General features: G+C 65.4%; 15 protein-coding genes and 1 riboswitch. Of the genes, 9 read left to right on the forward strand and 6 right to left on the reverse strand.

Annotated elements, in window-relative coordinates:
- Positions 1-2: 2 nt before the first annotated feature.
- Positions 3-1550, reverse strand: coding sequence for an efflux RND transporter periplasmic adaptor subunit (locus tag HH800_RS05375; RefSeq protein WP_169860403.1), 1548 nt, complete (start codon positions 1548-1550; stop codon positions 3-5).
- Positions 1540-2991: an efflux transporter outer membrane subunit gene (locus HH800_RS05380; protein ID WP_169860404.1), complete on the reverse strand. Its 1452-nt coding sequence runs from the start codon at positions 2989-2991 to the stop codon at positions 1540-1542. Before HH800_RS05380 ends, HH800_RS05375 begins: the two co-directional genes overlap by 11 nt.
- A 190-nt stretch (positions 2992-3181) precedes the next feature.
- Here HH800_RS05380 and fabD point away from each other — a divergent pair, with 190 nt between their 5' ends.
- The 3 genes from fabD to fabG are packed head-to-tail and all read left to right on the forward strand — an operon-like array spanning position 3182 to position 5662.
- Positions 3182-4117, forward strand: coding sequence for an ACP S-malonyltransferase (fabD, locus tag HH800_RS05385; RefSeq protein ID WP_097382735.1), 936 nt, complete (start codon positions 3182-3184; stop codon positions 4115-4117).
- On the forward strand, positions 4114-4920 hold the full coding sequence (locus tag HH800_RS05390) for a crotonase/enoyl-CoA hydratase family protein (protein ID WP_169860405.1): 807 nt from the start codon (positions 4114-4116) through the stop codon (positions 4918-4920). Before fabD ends, HH800_RS05390 begins: the two co-directional genes overlap by 4 nt.
- Before the next feature lies 1 nt (position 4921).
- Positions 4922-5662, forward strand: coding sequence for a 3-oxoacyl-[acyl-carrier-protein] reductase (gene fabG / locus HH800_RS05395; protein ID WP_004212094.1), 741 nt, complete (start codon positions 4922-4924; stop codon positions 5660-5662).
- A gap of 12 nt (positions 5663-5674) precedes the next feature.
- Here the strand turns inward: fabG and HH800_RS05400 are convergent, their stop codons facing one another.
- Entirely contained in the window at positions 5675-6898 is a 1224-nt protein-coding gene (locus HH800_RS05400; RefSeq protein ID WP_169860406.1) for a glycosyltransferase family 87 protein, read from the reverse strand.
- 207 nt (positions 6899-7105) lie between these two features.
- Here HH800_RS05400 and HH800_RS05405 point away from each other — a divergent pair, with 207 nt between their 5' ends.
- The 4 genes from HH800_RS05405 (at position 7106) to HH800_RS05420 (ending at position 10993) form a co-directional block, all read left to right on the forward strand.
- Positions 7106-7339 (forward strand): acyl carrier protein, encoded by a 234-nt coding sequence (locus HH800_RS05405; protein WP_004212096.1) that lies wholly within the window; start codon positions 7106-7108, stop codon positions 7337-7339.
- A gap of 178 nt (positions 7340-7517) precedes the next feature.
- A complete protein-coding gene (gene fabF, locus HH800_RS05410) occupies positions 7518-8777 on the forward strand; it encodes a beta-ketoacyl-ACP synthase II (RefSeq protein WP_004212097.1) in 1260 nt (419 codons plus the stop codon).
- A 109-nt stretch (positions 8778-8886) separates the two neighbouring features.
- Entirely contained in the window at positions 8887-9858 is a 972-nt protein-coding gene (gene mltG, locus HH800_RS05415; protein ID WP_048937054.1) for an endolytic transglycosylase MltG, read from the forward strand.
- A gap of 60 nt (positions 9859-9918) precedes the next feature.
- Positions 9919-10027: riboswitch (SAM-I-IV-variant riboswitch) on the forward strand.
- Positions 10028-10066: 39 nt separating this feature from the next.
- Entirely contained in the window at positions 10067-10993 is a 927-nt protein-coding gene (locus HH800_RS05420; RefSeq protein WP_169860407.1) for a homoserine O-succinyltransferase, read from the forward strand.
- Between the two features lie 10 nt (positions 10994-11003).
- Here the strand turns inward: HH800_RS05420 and HH800_RS05425 are convergent, their stop codons facing one another.
- Positions 11004-11423 (reverse strand): sugar transporter, encoded by a 420-nt coding sequence (locus HH800_RS05425; protein ID WP_169863247.1) that lies wholly within the window; start codon positions 11421-11423, stop codon positions 11004-11006.
- Between the two features lie 107 nt (positions 11424-11530).
- Here HH800_RS05425 and HH800_RS05430 point away from each other — a divergent pair, with 107 nt between their 5' ends.
- Positions 11531-12034, forward strand: a complete 504-nt coding sequence (locus tag HH800_RS05430; RefSeq protein WP_169863248.1) for a 2'-5' RNA ligase family protein — start codon at positions 11531-11533, stop codon at positions 12032-12034.
- A gap of 203 nt (positions 12035-12237) precedes the next feature.
- Complete coding sequence (locus HH800_RS05435; protein ID WP_169860408.1) at positions 12238-12879, forward strand: hypothetical protein; 642 nt, start codon at positions 12238-12240, stop codon at positions 12877-12879.
- Positions 12880-13268: 389 nt separating this feature from the next.
- Here the strand turns inward: HH800_RS05435 and HH800_RS05440 are convergent, their stop codons facing one another.
- Together HH800_RS05440 and HH800_RS05445 are read right to left on the reverse strand one after the other, a co-directional pair.
- Positions 13269-14495, reverse strand: coding sequence for an NAD(P)/FAD-dependent oxidoreductase (locus tag HH800_RS05440; RefSeq protein ID WP_169863249.1), 1227 nt, complete (start codon positions 14493-14495; stop codon positions 13269-13271).
- A gap of 123 nt (positions 14496-14618) precedes the next feature.
- Complete coding sequence (locus HH800_RS05445; protein WP_004212110.1) at positions 14619-15656, reverse strand: rod shape-determining protein; 1038 nt, start codon at positions 15654-15656, stop codon at positions 14619-14621.
- Between the last annotated feature and the right edge of the window lie 40 nt (positions 15657-15696).

Consider the following 15696-nt stretch of genomic DNA (forward strand, 5'->3'; position numbering starts at 1 on the left):
GGTCAGGTTCCGCTCTGCCGGCCGGTGCCCCGGCTCTCCGCGCCGCCGCTGCCCTGGGGGGCGGCGGGCGTCGGGGCGACCGGGGCGGTCTGGGGCGCGGCATCGCCCGAATTGCCAAGCGACTTGACGCTGGCGGGGCTGCCGTCGGCGGCGGGATTGCGCGGGCGATCCTTCGTGTCGCCAGCGGCGGGGTCTGCCTTCTGGTCCTCGGCGGGCTGCTGCGCGCCGGCGGCAAGCTGGCCGGTGATGACCTTCATGCCGGGCTTCAGGTCGCCGCCGGTGATGACGGTGCGCGATCCGTCGCTGGCGCCGACGGTCACCTGGATCGCCTTGGGATCGCCCTTTTCGTCGAGGACATAGAGGGTCTGGCTGCTACCCGCGCCGAAATTGACCTGTCGGTTGGCACCGCTGCGGCGCATGCGGCCGGGGCCGGGCAGGACGCTGGTGATGCCGCCGCCCGATCCGGCGCCGCTGCTGGGCTTGAAGCGGAGCGCGCTGTTGGGGACGAGCAGCACATCATGCAGTTCCTGGGTCACGATGTCGGCGGTCGCGGTCATGCCCGGACGCAGGGTTTCGTCCGCATTATCGACCGACAGCACGGCGGTATAGGCGACGACCGTGCCGGTCGAGCTGCTGGTCGTGCTAGTCGAGGACGAGGAGGACGAGCTGCTGCTGGAGCTGTTCGATCCGACATTCACCCGCGTGACCTTTGCCGGGAAGGTGCTGCCGGGGAAGGCGTCGACGGCGAAATTGGCGGTCTGGCCTTCCTTGACCTGGCCGACATCGGCTTCGTCCACCGATACCTCGACCTCCATCTTGGTGAGATCCTCGGCGATGGTGAACAGCACCGGCGCATTGAGCGAGGCGGCGACGGTCTGGCCCGGTTCGATGTCGCGCGACAGGACCACGCCGGTGACGGGCGAGACGATCTGGGCGATCGACAGGTTGGTCTGGGCGGTCGACAGCTGGGCGCGCGAGACATTCACCTGCGCCTGCGCCGAACGAAGATTGGCGAGCGCGCCATTATAGTCGGCGCGGGCCGAATCCAGTTCGGTCTTGGCCGGCACCTTGCCACCCGAACGCTGATAGACGTTGAGCTGACGATCGAGCGTCGCCTTGGCCAGCGCGACCTGCGCCTGCGCCTGGGCGACGCCAGCCTGGGAGGAGGCGACCTGAGCCTGCGTCTGGTTGATCGTGTCGACCAGGCGGCGGGTGTCCAGTTCGGCGAGCTTCTGCCCCTTGGTCACGCGATCATTGACGTCGACATAGACGGCGGTGATCTTGCCCGACTGTTCGGACCCCACATCGACCTGGTTGATCGGCTTCAAATTGCCGGTCGCCGATACGCTGACCGTCAGGTCGCCCTGGCGCGCCTCGCGGGTGGCATAATTGGGCTTGTCATCGCCGGCAAAGCAGCGGGCGACAAGCAGGACCAGGATCAGCAGCACGACGCCGATAATTCCGCGCATCATCCACTTGCGATACGGCTTTTCCGGCTTGGCGCCCAGAAAGTCGTTGAGATCCTGGTCGGGGCTGGCGTCATTGCTCATGGGGGCGGTCATCCATATTCTGCCAGCCGCCACCCAGCGCATTATAGAGCTGGGCGATGGCCAGGATCTCGTCCGATTGGGCGCTGGCAAGGCTGTTGCGGGCGTTCAGCAACGTGGTTTCGCTGCTGGACAGGGTCTGGAAGTCGATCAGGCCGGACTGATACTGGCTGCGCGCCAGGATCGCGGCATTGTTCGACGCTTCATAGGCGGTGGCGAACTCGACCTTGCGTCGGCGGGCACTGTCGAGCGAGGCCATGCCATTTTCGACATCCTCCAGCGCGCCGAGGACGCTCTGCTTGTAGGCGGCGAAGGCGGCATCGGTCGCCGCCTTCTGCGCGCGGACCTGCGAGGCGAGGCGGCCACCATCGAAGATGGTCTGGGCGACATTGGCAAAGACGCCGCCGGTGATGAGGTCGAACAGATCCTTGAAGGCGTTCGACGTGGTGCCGATGTTGCCGCTGATGCCGAACGAGGGATAGAGCTGTGCCTGGGCGACGCCGATCCGCGCGGTGGCGGCGGCCAGCGCCCGTTCGGCGGACCGCACATCGGGTCGCTGGCGCAGCGTATCGGCCGGAATGCCGGTGGCGATGTCGGTGGCGGCGGTGGGGATCGGTGTCGGCGTTTCCAGCGCGCGGGTCGCGTCGCCCGGCGCCTGGCCGGTCAGCACGGCGATGCGGTTGAGGCTGCCCTTCAGGCTGGCTTCGAGCTGGGGGATGGTGGCGTTGGTCTGGGCGAGCTGGGCTCTGGCCTGCTGCTCGTCGAGCGAGGAGACCAGCCCGGCCTGCAACCGCCAGCGGGCGATGTCGTAATTGTCCTGCTGCACCTTCTGCGTCTCGCGGGCGATGCGCAGCTGCTCCTGCGATGCGCGCGCCTGAACATAGTTGGTGACCAGTTCGGAAATGATGGTCATCCGCACATTGGCGAGGTCATAGCCGGACGCGGCAAGATCGGCCCGCGCCGCTTCGGCCGAGCGCGACAATTCGCCGAACAGGTCGATCTGCCAGCTGGCATTGGCGCCGGCCGAATAGCTGCTGGACCAGTTGCTGGCGCCGGTGGAGATGACGTTGCCGCTGTCGTCGACACGCGTGCCGCCGGCCTGACTGCGGTAATTCTTGCCGCCGCTGGCCGATCCGTTCACCTGCGGCAGGAAGGCGGCATTGGCCTGGCGCAGGGATTCCCGCGCCTGCCGCAGCCGTGCCTGCGCCTGGACGATGTCCAGGTTGCCGGCGATCGCCTGATCGATCAGGCCGGTCAGCGTCGGATCGTTGAGCCGCGTCCACCAGGTGGCGAGGGTGGCGTCGTCCAGCGCGGCGCCGCTGCCCTGGCTATAGCCGGCAGGCACGCCCAGCGCGGCGGATTGCGGCGCGTGATAGTTCGGCCCCGCCGCGCAGGCGGACAGTGCAAGCACCGATCCCGTGAGCCATGCAATGCGATATCGCACCTTTTCCTTGCACTCCGTCGTCGTTAAAGGGGCCAGCAATATTCCCCCGGAGAGACAGGGGGCAGGTGTATCAGGTCGTTACGTGCCGAAAAGCAATGTACGCCTCAATGCCATATATGTCTCAAAGTGTAACGTGCGTGAATTCCCGTGTTTTTCTCCGGAAAGACACCAGTAGATCAGAGGATGGAAGATGAGGGCATTTCTTTTCCCGGGCCAGGGTAGCCAGTCGGTCGGCATGGGCAAGGCGCTGGCTGAGGCAAGCCCGGCGGCAAAGGAACTGTTCCAGGAAGTCGATGACGCCCTGTCGCAGCATCTGTTCCGCATCATGGTGGAAGGCCCCGAGAGCGACCTGACCCTGACCGAGAATGCCCAGCCGGCGATCATGGCCAATGCGCTCGCCACGCTGCGCGTGATGCAGAAGGAAGGCGGCTTCAGCCTGGCTGACAAGGGTGATTATGTCGCAGGCCACTCGCTGGGTGAATATAGTGCGCTCTGCGCGGTCGAGGCGTTCGATCTTGGCACCACCGCCCGCCTGCTCAAGCTGCGCGGTCAGGCGATGCAGGCCGCCGTGCCGGTGGGCGAGGGTGCGATGGCCGCGCTGCTGGGCGCCGACATCGAAAAGGCACAGGCGCTGGCCGATGCCGCTGCCGAGGGCGAAGTCTGCACCGTCGCCAACGACAATGATCCCAGCCAGGTCGTCATTTCCGGCCACAAGGGCGCGATCGAGCGCGCCGTCGCGCTGGTTAAGGATTATGGCATCAAGCGCGGCGTGCTGCTGCCGGTGTCGGCGCCCTTCCACTGCCCGCTGATGCAGCCGGCTGCCGATGCGATGGCGGAAGCGCTCGCCAAGGCGACGATCAACGCGCCGCTGCTGCCGGTCTATGCCAATGTGCTGGCCGCGCCGATCAGCGACCCGACCGACATTCGCGAGCGTCTGGTCGAGCAGGTCACCGGTCGCGTCCGCTGGCGCGAGTCGATCGGCGCGATGTGGGACGCGGGCGTCACCGATTTCGTCGAACTGGGCGGCAAGGTGCTCGGCCCGATGGTCAAGCGCATCGCGCCGGACGCCACCGTGCGCAGCGTGGTGACGATGGACGATATCGAGGCGGTGCTGGGCGCGCTGTGAGCGAGAGCCCGGTCCTTACCCACCGTGACGGGGCCGTCCTGACGGTCACGCTGAACCTGCCCGACCGGCGCAACCCGATCTCCGATCCGGCGATGGTGGATGCGCTGTGCGACGTGTTCGAGGCGGCGGACCGGGACGCGGGCATCCATGTTGCGATCCTGACCGGGGCGGGCAGTGCCTTCTCCTCGGGTGGCGATCTCAACGCGATGCGGCCGGATGCCGGCGGGCTGCGCGCCAGCCTGCCGGCGCAGACGCGGCGCAATTATCGTGCGGGCATCCAGCGCCTGCCTCTGCTGTTCCAGGCGATCGAGCTGCCAGTGATCGCGGCGGTCAATGGCCCGGCGATCGGCGCGGGGCTGGACCTGGCCTGCATGTGCGACCTGCGCATCGCGGGGCAAAGCGCGCGCTTTGCCGAAAGCTTCGTGAAGCTAGGCCTGGTGTCGGGCGATGGCGGGGCCTGGTTGCTGCCGCGCATCATCGGCTTTTCCAAGGCGTCGCAACTCTCGCTGACCGGCGAAACGATCGACGCGGGCGAGGCACTGCGGATCGGGCTGGTCGGCGATGTGGTGCCCGACGCGGACCTTATGAAGGTGGCGCGGGCGCAGGCCGATGCGATCGCCGCCAACCCGCCGCATGCGACACGGATGACCAAGCGGCTGCTGCGCGCGGCGCAGACGGCTGAACTATCACAGACACTGGAAATGGCGGGCGCCATGCAGGCGCTGGCCCACGCGACCGCGGATCATGACGAGGCGATCGACGCCTTCTTCGACCGCCGGCCGCCACACTTCAAGGGAGACTAGAATGTTCGATCTGACGGGAATGACCGCGCTGGTGACGGGCGCTTCGGGGGGCATTGGTTCCTCCATCGCCAAGGCGCTGGCCGCGCAGGGCGCCACGCTGGCGCTGTCGGGCAGCAATGAGGAGAAGCTCAAGGCCTTCGCCGCCGAACTGGGCGGCGATCACAAGACCTTGGTCTGCAACCTGTCCGATCCGGCCGCCGTCGACGCGTTGGTGCCGCAGGCGGTGGAAGCGCTGGGCGGCAAGATCGACATCCTGGTCAACAATGCCGGCATCACCCGCGACAACCTGATCCTGCGCATGAAGGACGAGGAATGGTCGCAGGTTATCGCGGTCAATCTGGAAGCCGCCTTCCGCCTGTGCCGCGCCGCCGCCAAGCCGATGATGAAGGCGCGCTTTGGCCGCATCATCTCGATCACCTCGGTCGTGGGCGTCACCGGCAATCCGGGCCAGTCCAACTATTGCGCGTCGAAGGCCGGCATCATCGGCATGTCGAAGTCGCTGGGCCAGGAACTGGCGAGCCGCGGTATCACGGTGAACTGCGTGGCGCCCGGCTTCATCCGGTCGGCCATGACCGATGCGCTGAACGATGCCCAGAAGGGCACGATCCTGGCCAAGATCCCGGCCGGCGATCTGGGCGATGGCGACGATATCGGCGCAGCAGTCGCCTATCTGGCGAGCAAGGAGGCGGGCTATGTCAACGGCCAGACCCTGCACGTCAACGGCGGCATGGCGATGATCTGACTGAAGTCCCGGTCAGGCGATCTTTGTCCGGCCGGGCAGATTATAAGCGAGCGCGCCGTCCAGCAGGATGGCGCGCCGCATCGCCAGCGCCAGCACCGCGATCGCGGCGATCAGGTTGACCGGCACATGGGTCCATTCCGACACGGCCCGGCCGAATAGCGGCGCCATCCAGGCATAGGCCAGCCAGCTTCGTTCCCAGCTTAGCGCGCCGCGCTTGCCCATGTCGGCGGCGACGAAGGCGATCGCCATCCCCAGCAGCACATAGTCATAATCGAGCACATAGGGTGTGCAGAGCAGGGCGGCGCTGAGCGCAGCGGCGCCCCGCACTTCCATCGTCCCACGGCGGGCGACCAGCGCGGCGATGCCGATGGCGATGGCTGTCACCAGGCCCTGCACCACATAGGCGGCTGGAATGCTGCCGCCCCATTGGCGAATGGCGGCAAAGGGGCTTTGGATCTTTTCCCAGCCGGTGGCACCATTTTCGATGATGATATGCTGCGTCAGGGGCAGAGAATCGATGAACGCCTGCCACACCGGCCAGCCCCAGATCAGCAATGTCAGCAGGCACAGGCCGGCCGAGGTCAGACCGGCGGCCAGGAAGGCGCGGGCATTGCCGCGTGCGATGATCAGCACAGGGATCAGCACCGCAAATTGCGGTTTGTAGACCAATGCGCCCAGCAGCATGCCGGCGATCCAGGGACGTCGGTCGAGCAGGGCCATGCCGCCGCCCAGCAGGCCGGCGGTCATGAACGCATTCTGGCCATGGCCCAGGCACACCATCACCACCGGCGCACCGAGCGCGATGAGCAGCGCGTCGCGCTGACCCAGCAGGACATGGCGGACGACCATCAGCGCGCCGGCCAGCGTCAGTCCCTGCCACAGCAGCAGGGCAGGGGTGTAGGGGATTTGCGCCAGCAACGTGGCCAGGATCAGGAAGGGCGGGGGATAGTGCCAGCCATAGAAAGGGATGGCGGGATCATGATGGATCGCCTTCTGCACTTCATGATGGGCGGGCCAGTTCCATGCCTGGGCGGCCTGGCCATGGTCGGCCATCCATCCCGCCGTCCAGACGTTGGAGAAGTCCGTGCCAAGCGGCCGGCCGAGCGAATCTACCGTGCCATGCGCCGTCGCGAACAGGTAGGTGAGGCCGATCAGCGTCGCAGCCAGCATCAGCCAGGCGGTCATTCGGACCCGTTCGGGGGTGATGAACTGGTCGGGGCACAGGCGGTCGATCATCGCTGTTGACTGGCACAAGCGGCTGAAATTTTGGTAAACAACCCGTTGTTTCCGGGTTTTTTCCGGCTTTTTATTGCCGAAACGCACCTGTTCCTCCATCTAGGGGCTTGGCGGGCTTCCCTCTTGCCTCTATCGGGGCTTGGCACTAGGGCAATGCCTTAACGGTTATTCAGAACCACCAACGATACCCAGTAAGAAGGACCACTCATGAGTGAGACCGCGGATCGCGTAAAGAAAATCGTCGTCGAGCATCTGGGCGTCGAAGCCGAGAAGGTGACCGAGGACGCCAGCTTCATCGACGATCTGGGCGCAGACAGCCTGGACATCGTTGAACTGGTGATGGCGTTCGAAGAAGAATTCGGCGTCGAAATCCCGGACGATGCGGCTGAGAAGATCGCCACCGTCAAGGACGCGATCGACTATATCGACAGCAAGGCCTAAGGGCTTCGCGGCCTGCCCTCAGTGGCGGGCCGCCCTCCTTGCACAAGGATTGGCTCCTCCTGTCCGGTGATCCCGGAGCTTGGGGAGCCTTTTCGTATCTGGCCTGCCGTTCACAAGTGCGTGTGGAACGCCTAGATGAGCGGCACGGAACCAAAAATTGGAATTTCGGAGCAAGCATATGCGTCGCGTCGTCGTAACCGGCCTTGGCATGGTAAGCCCGCTTGGCGGGGATGTCGAAACCACCTGGAAGAACATCATCGCGTCGAAATCCGGCGCGGCGACGATCACCCGCTTCGACGCCACCGATTACAAGTGCCGCATCGCCTGCGAAGTGAAGCCGGCGGATCATGAATATGGCTATGACGCCTCGCTGGACGTCGACCACAAGATCCAGCGCCAGGTCGATCCGTTCATCGTCTATGGCATTTCCGCCGCCAGCCAGGCGCTGCGCGACGCGGGCCTGGACAATATGTCGGAAGAAGAGCGCCTGCGCGCCGGCTGCTCGATCGGTTCGGGCATCGGCGGCCTGCCGGGCATCGAAAGCGAATCGCTGGTGCTGGCCAACAAGGGCCCCAACCGGGTTTCGCCGCACTTCGTCCATGGCCGCCTGATCAACCTGATCTCGGGCCAGGTCTCGATCAAGTACGGCCTGATGGGTCCGAACCATGCCGTCGTCACCGCCTGTTCGACCGGCGCCCACTCGATCGGCGACGCTGCGCGCATGATCGCGATGGACGATGCTGACGTGATGCTGGCGGGTGGCGCGGAAAGCGCGATCTGCCCGATCGGCATTGCCGGCTTCGCCCAGGCGCGTGCGCTCTCGACCGGCTTCAACGACACGCCGGAAAAGGCGTCGCGTCCCTATGACGTCAACCGTGACGGCTTCGTCATGGGCGAAGGCGCGGGCGTGGTCGTGCTGGAAGAATATGAGCGGGCCAAGGCGCGCGGCGCGAAAATCTATGCCGAAGTCATCGGCTATGGCCTGACCGGCGACGCCTATCATGTCACCGCGCCGCACCCGGAAGGCAATGGCGGTTTCCGTTCGATGCAGATGGCGCTCAAGCGCTCGGGCCTCAGCCTGGAAGATATCGACTATGTGAACGCGCATGGCACCTCGACCCCGCTGGGCGACGAACTGGAACTGGGCGCGGTCAAGCGTCTGTTCGGCGATCATCTGGGCAGCATGTCGATGTCGTCGACCAAGTCGGCGATCGGCCACCTGCTGGGCGGCGCGGGCGCGGTGGAGAGCATCTTCTGCATCCTCGCCATGCGCGACCAGATCGTGCCGCCGACGCTCAATCTCGACGAGCCGAGCGAAAGCTGCAAGGGCGTCGACCTGGTCCCGCACGTCGCCAAGGAGCGCAAGGTGCGCGCGGTGCTGAACAACTCGTTCGGCTTCGGCGGCACCAACGCCTCGCTCATCATGAAGGCGATCTGATACGCCTGATCCTCCCCTGAAAAGGGGAGGATCATGTAAGCCATAGCCGGTTGGGCATTATTTGGGTCGGGCAGTTGGGATGATGGCAAGACGATCCGGCGCAAATCCGGTGCGGCGACTGGGCTGCATCATCCTTCTGATCGGCCTGGCCGTTGTCGCCTTTGTCGGTTTCCGCTTCGTCCATGGCTGGACCGAGACGGGGCCGGCCACCCAGAATATCAGCATCGTCGTGCCGGAGGGATCGACCCTGTCCGATGCCGCGGTGCTGCTGAAATCGGCTGGCGCGGTGCGTTCGGCCGATGCCTTCCTGACCCGCGCGAAGGTCTTTGGCGGCGCCAAGCCGATCAAGGCCGGCGAGTTCGTGGTGCCCAAGGGCGCCAGCAACCGCGAGATATTGTCGATCCTGCAGGGCGGCAAGACGCTGACCCGGCTGGTCACCATCCCCGAAGGCATGCCGTCGATCCTGGTGCAGGAACGGCTGATGGCCAATGACGAGCTGACCGGCGATGTCGCGGTGCCGCAAGAGGGCAGCGTGCTGCCCGACAGCTATGCCTTCGACAAGGGCGAGCCGCGCGCCGCGGTGCTGAAGCGGATGCAGGCGGCGATGGACAAGGCGCTGGCGAAGCTCTGGGCCGAACGCGCGCCCAACACGATCGCCAAGTCGCCCCAGGAGGCGATCATCCTCGCCTCTATCGTCGAGAAGGAAACCGCGATCGCCAAGGAGCGGCCGATGGTCGCGGGCGTCTACAGCAACCGTCTGCGCAAGAACATGATGCTGCAGGCCGACCCGACGATCATCTATCCGATCACCAGGGGCAAGCCGCTCGGGCGCCGGATCAAGAAGTCCGAGATCGCCGACGTCAACGACTACAACACCTATGCGATGACCGGCCTGCCCAAGGGGCCGATCGCCAATCCGGGCCGGCTGTCGATCCTGGCGGTGCTGCACCCGGCGGAGACGAATGCGCTCTATTTCGTCGCGGACGGGAAGGGCGGCCATATCTTTGCCGACACCTATCAGCAGCATAATGAGAATGTGCGCAAGTGGTTCGAGATCCGCCGCGCGCGGGGCGAGCTGTAAAGCCCGGCTTGGTCGATATATAGCCGGGCTTGCCACATGGCCCGGCGCGCGCTAGAGACAGTCCAGCATCAAGAGTTGGGGCGACGCCCAACGCCAACCTGCCGTTCCGGGCAAGGTGGCACTCCCGATCCGGGAGGATGTGGCCGATCCGGCAACAAAGCGGACCTCAGCCACCGATCGTCGCCCCGACAGGAAGGACTGACGAGACGTGCCGATCAAGATTGCCGACGACCTGCCCGCCCGCCGCACGCTGGAAGCCGAGGGCGTTGCCGTGATGGGCGAGGCGGATGCGGTGCGGCAGGATATCCGCCCGCTGCGGATCGCGCTGCTGAACCTGATGCCCAACAAGATCGATACCGAGACGCAGCTTGCGCGGCTGCTCGGCGCCTCGCCGTTGCAGGTGGAACTGACGCTGGTGCGGATCAGCGACCATGTGTCGCGCAACACCTCCGCCGATCATATGCAGTCCTTCTACCGCGCCTGGACCGATGTGCGCGACGAGCGGTTCGATGGCTTCCTGATCACCGGCGCGCCGGTCGAGCATCTGGCGTTCGAGGAGGTGAGCTACTGGCAGGAACTGCGCGCGATCTTCGACTGGACCCAGACCCATGTGCATCGTTCGCTCAGCATCTGCTGGGCGGCGCAGGCGGCGCTCCATCATTTCCACGGGGTCGAGAAACATGCGCTGGAGCGCAAGGCGTTCGGCGTGTTCCGCCATCGCAACCATGCCCCGGCCTCGCCCTATCTGCGGGGCTTTTCGGACGATTTCTCGATCCCGGTGTCGCGCTGGTCGGAAGTGCGGCGGGAATCGCTGCCGGTCGATCGCGGGCTGCAATTGCTGGCCGACAGCGCGGAGACCGGGCCTTGCCTGGTCCATGATCCGCGCCATGGCTTCCTGCACATGTTCAACCATGTCGAATATGACACGCGCACCCTGGGCGACGAATATGCGCGCGACGGCGGCCGCCAGATGCCGGCCCATTATTTTCCCGACGACGACCCGACCCGCCCGCCGGAAAATCGCTGGCGCAGCCATGCCCATCTGCTGTTCGGCAACTGGATCAACGATCTCTACCAGACCGCGCCGTTCGACGTGGACATGATCGGCCAGGAGATATTGCAGAGCGCGGCCTGATCGGCGCCGATCAGCGCAGCAGGCCCTTAGCCGCCTGACTGCGGGCGTAGAGCCACTGGCCGATGCCGATCAGGACGATGATCGCCGGGAAGATCGCCGCGCCCGCGCCCTTCACCGCCAGCAGGTCGGTGCCGAGGAACGTGTATCCGAACTGGACGATCACCGCGAGCAGCGACAGCAGGAACAGCGGCACGGCGACGCGACGGCGCAGCAGCAGGGCGATTGCGCCCAGCGTGCCGGCGCCCACCGCCACCGCATAGACGGCCCAGGCCCAGCCGGGCATCTGGGCAAAGGCGCGTGCGGTGTCAGGATCGGTTTTGGCGAGTTCGCCAAGATCGGCGCCATATTGCATGACGAAGGCAGCGACCCCCATCAGGTTCCATAGCAGCAGGATGACGGCGATGATGACGAAGGATGCCGGTGCGCGCATGATGCTTCCCCTCCTGGGCCGCGTCTGCTTGCCGGGCGCGGCATCTGTCATCATATAGCCTGTCCCGGCCGGGCGAAAGTCCGCCATCGCGTTGCAGGGAGGCGGTTCTGGCTGATCCGATCATTGTCACCGCGCTGCTGGGCGCCGCCGATTTCGCCTGGGCGGATGGCTTGCGCCGCGCCCATTTTCCGCCCGAACGCAATCAGGTGCCGGCGCATGTCACCCTGTTCCATCATCTGCCGCCTTCGCTGCTGCCGGAACTCAGGACGCGGATGAAACAGATATGCGCCGGCCCGGCGCCACGGGCGCGGCTGGGCGATGTGTTGCTGCTGGGGCAGGGGGTCGCCTATCGCATCGACAGTCCCGATCTGGCGGCGTTGCGTGGCGAATTGGCGGACGCCTTCACAGGCCTGCTGACGCCGCAGGACCAGGCCGGCTTTCGCCCGCATCTGACCGTGCAGAACAAGGTGGAGCCCAGGGTCGCGCGGGCGCTGGCCGACCGATTGCGCGCCGATTTCCATCCCCGCCCGCTGGCGATCGCGGGCCTGGCCGCCTGGCACTATCGCGGCGGACCATGGGAACTGGCAAGCGAGACCCGGTTTCGGGGGTAGCGACGGCAGAATGGGGACGACAGATAGCCCCTCCCTTTCAGGGAGGGGTTGGGGTGGGTGGCGAGCGCAGCGAGATTCTGCCCGATCGACCGTAGGCCGCCGCTATGCGGCGCACCCACCCCCGGCCCCTCCCTGAAAGGGAGGGGAGTGGGAAACGTCAGATTCTGCTCGCATCGCGCCCGTTTGCCGGTCATTCTGGCCTCATGAACAAGGGCGTCTTAGCTCAAGCTACGATCCGCGCCAGCGAGGCGCTGGACGCCGTGTATCGCACTTTCGAGATGCCGGCGCCGTCAACGATCGAAGGCTGCCCTTGCTGTATCGATACGCGCGGCACCGATGTCTTGCTCGCTACCCCATTGCGTGAAATCAGCGGCATGGCTCTCTGGCGCTATGTTTCGGGTGCGTTCTTGACGGTTGGTGACGAGCAGGACTTTCGCTATCTGCTGCCGCGCATTCTGGACGTTTCAGTGTCTGATCCAGCGAATGCCAACAATCCCGAGATAGTGCTGGGCAAGCTGTCGCTCGCGGGATGGGACTCCTGGCCACCGCATGAAAAAGCTGTGATCGAAATGTTCGTCGGAGCGTGGTTTGAACTGGCCCTGGCGAGCGATCTTGCAGAAGCAGATGAAGGTTGGATCGGATGGGCTGCCGAGAGCGTTCTTTGTGGCGCGGCTCGAGCCGGGGTGCAGCTAGACCGCTGGCTACTGCGATTGGCTGCGCCAGACGTCGCGCCGGTTCTGGCTGACATTCGTGATAGGTTCCCACGCGAGCCATCGGGCTTTTGGGAAGATGTTCCCTGGGCCTTTCATGCGGTGCGAGTATTTTTGGATCAAGGACGAGCCTAGATCAGCATTCGTCCGATCGGGGCATCCGACTTTCGACTTGCCGCTCAAAGGAGCGACGGGTTCAAAAAAAAGCGGGAGATTCCGATTATCGAGCGCGCTAAGCGGCCGGCTTCCCTACTCGGCATATTTCTGGTCCACCCTGTGGGATGGAATTGGCCGCTCCCATTGCCCCGATATCGACCTTGCTGCAGCGTCCTGCCGCAACAAGTCTGTCGCGTCCTGGTCGCCTGATCGTCGCTTCGCTGGCGCGTCGGTGTCGCTTCACAGGCGCGCGATTGTCGCGCCGCCGTCGCTTTCCGATGACCCTAAGCAGGGAAAATGGCGAAAAACGGGGCGACGACACTGTGAACTTCGTAGGAAAATCCGACTGTCGCGTCGTCGCCGACCGATCAGGCCAGGCCCACTTCCTTGAGCGGGATGCCGGCATCGGCCAGTTGTGCAGGATCGAGATGCGCGGCGGACAGCACATGGGCGCGGCCCTGGACATAGTCCTTGACCGCATTGACGCAGTCGAGCGCGATCAGCTTGCCGCCCTTCAGATAGACGACCGAGAAACTGCGGGTGGCGGGATCGCCGCGCAGTACCGTCTGGTCGAAACCGGTCGAGAGGCCCACGGTCTGGAGCTTGAGATCATATTGGTTCGACCAGAACCAGGGGACGGCGTCATAGGCTTCTTCCTTGCCGAGGATGTGGGCGACGGCGGTCTTGGCCTGGTCATTGGCGTTCTGAACGGATTCGAGGCGCATCTGCGCGCCGCCGGCAAAGCGGTTGGCGTGGGATGCGCAATCGCCCACGGCATAGATATCGGGCAGCGAGGTTCGGCAATATTCGTCGACATCGACGCCATTGCCGCCGGCCGCGCCCGCCGCGATCAGCGGGCCGGTTTCGGGCACGATGCCGATGCCCACGATCACCATGTCGGTCTCGATCCGCTCGCCATCCTGCATCAGCACCGCGGTGGCCCGGCCGTCCTCGACCGCGATACAGTCCATCTTCGCGCCGGTGCGCAGATCGACGCCATGGGCGCGATGTTCCGCCTCATAGAAGCGCGAGAGATCCTCGCCCGCGACGCGGGCCAGCACCCGGTCGAGCGCTTCGAGCAGGACGACGGTCTTGCCGAACTTGGAGAGGACGGCGGCCGCCTCCAGCCCGATATAGCCGCCGCCGATGATGGTGACATGGTTCACGCTGTCGATCTTCGCCATCATCGCGTCGACATCGTCGCGACGGCGCACGGCATGGACATTGGCGGCTTCGGCGCCGCTGCAGGTGAGCATCCGGGGGCTGCCGCCGGTACACCAGATCAGCTTGTCATAGCCGATTTCCGCGTCGCCGACGGTGACGAACTTGCCGACCGGATCGACGCTCCTGACCCGCTTGCCCAGAAGCATGTCGATCTTGCGCTCGTCCCAGAAGGCGGCGGGGCGGATCAGGATGCGGTCGAAGCTCTTGTCGCCGGCGAAATATTCCTTGGACAAAGGCGGACGCTCATAGGGCGGATCTTTCTCGTCGCCGATCATGCCGACCGAGCCTTCGAAGCCGTGCTGGCGCAGCGAGATCGCCGCCTGCGCGCCGGCATGGCCGGCCCCCACGATCAGAACGTCATAATAGCTCATCCGCCCGCTCATCCTCTTTTATCCGGGGTTTTGCTTGGCGGCATTTGGCGGTGCTGGCAAGCGCCGATGTGGCGGGGCGGGCAAGCGATGCGCGCCAACCATCGTCGGGGCGCTGTGCGCCGATCAGGACATGGTCAGAACGCCTTCATAGGCACGGTCTTCCAGCGCCTTGCCGGCGCCCATGGCGACGCACATCAAGGGCGTGTCGGCGATCCGCACGGGCAGGCCGGTGGCTTCGGACAGCGCCTCGTCCAGCCGGCGCAGCAGCGCGCCGCCGCCGGTCAGGGTGATGCCCTCGTCGATGATGTCGGACGAGAGTTCGGGGGCGGTCTGTTCCAGCGCGGTCATCACCGCCATGACGATCTGGCCGACCGGTTCGGACAGGGCGTCGCAGATTTCCGCTTCGCTGATGGTCATTTCGGCCGGGCGACCATTCACCAGGTCGCGGCCCTTGACGATGATCCGCTCGCCCTCGCCATCGGGCGGGGTCGCGCAGCCGATCGCGCATTTGACGCGCTCGGCGGTGGCTTCGCCGATCATCAGGTTATGGACGCGGCGGATGTGCGAGGCGATCGCGTCGTCCAGCTTGTCGCCGCCGACGCGGGCCGAATTGCTGTAGGCGATGCCGTTGAGCGACAGCACGGCCACTTCGGTCGTGCCGCCGCCGATATCGACCACCATCGCGCCGCGCGGTTCGGTGACCGGCAGGCCGGCGCCGATCGCCGCGGCCATCGGTTCCTCGATCAACTGCACCCGCGCCGCGCCGGCGTTGGAGGCGGCATCGCGCAGCGCCCGGCGCTCGACCATGGTGGAGCCGGTCGGTACGCAGATCACGACATCATAGCGGCGGCCGAAACGCCCGCCGTCCTGCGCCTTCTCGACGAAATGCTTGATCATCTGTTCGGCCACGTCGATGTCGGCGATCACGCCGTCGCGCAGCGGGCGGATCGCCTGGATATTGGCCGGGGTCTTGCCCATCATCAGCTTGGCTTCATTGCCCACCACCTTGACCTTGCGGATGCCGCGAATGGTCTCGATCGCGATGACGGAGGGTTCGTTCAGCACGATGCCCCGGTCGCGGGCGTGGATGACGGTATTCACGGTGCCAAGATCGATCGCCATGTCGCAGGCGGTCGAGGAGAAGAAGCGGGGCATTTTCATGGGAAAGCGGCGATCTGCAAAGATTGTGAAACAATGGCTC

This window comes from Sphingobium yanoikuyae (assembly GCF_013001025.1).
GTDB lineage: Bacteria > Pseudomonadota > Alphaproteobacteria > Sphingomonadales > Sphingomonadaceae > Sphingobium > Sphingobium yanoikuyae_A.